The sequence below is a fragment of the Desulfopila sp. IMCC35006 genome (genome assembly GCF_005116645.1).
GTDB lineage: Bacteria > Desulfobacterota > Desulfobulbia > Desulfobulbales > Desulfocapsaceae > Desulforhopalus_A.
Genome location: NZ_SWCM01000086.1, coordinates 1 through 255 on the forward strand (window position 1 = coordinate 1; position 255 = coordinate 255).

1 protein-coding gene is annotated in these 255 nt (G+C 44.7%); it reads left to right on the forward strand.

The genetic code is table 11. The features are described from left to right. A partial coding sequence (locus FCL47_RS24240) for an HDOD domain-containing protein (RefSeq protein WP_136816282.1) occupies positions 1–255 on the forward strand: 255 nt, incomplete at both ends.

Below are 255 nucleotides of genomic sequence, written 5' to 3' on the forward strand. Positions count from 1 at the left end.
GGGATGTGCTCTCGGAGTGCAGTGGCTCTCAAAGCGATGCAAACTGGATGAATTTAAAAGCCACGCATTTTTTGCCGGACTCTTTCATGACGTGGGTAAACTGTTTGTCCTGATGGTGGCTGATCAGTTGAAACAAAAGGATAAGAATCTGTCCATTACCAACGAATTAATCATGGAAGCGATGAACCTTTTGCACACAGAACAGGGATACAGCCTCATGAAGCAGTGGAATCTACCCGAAGAATACTGTGTCAT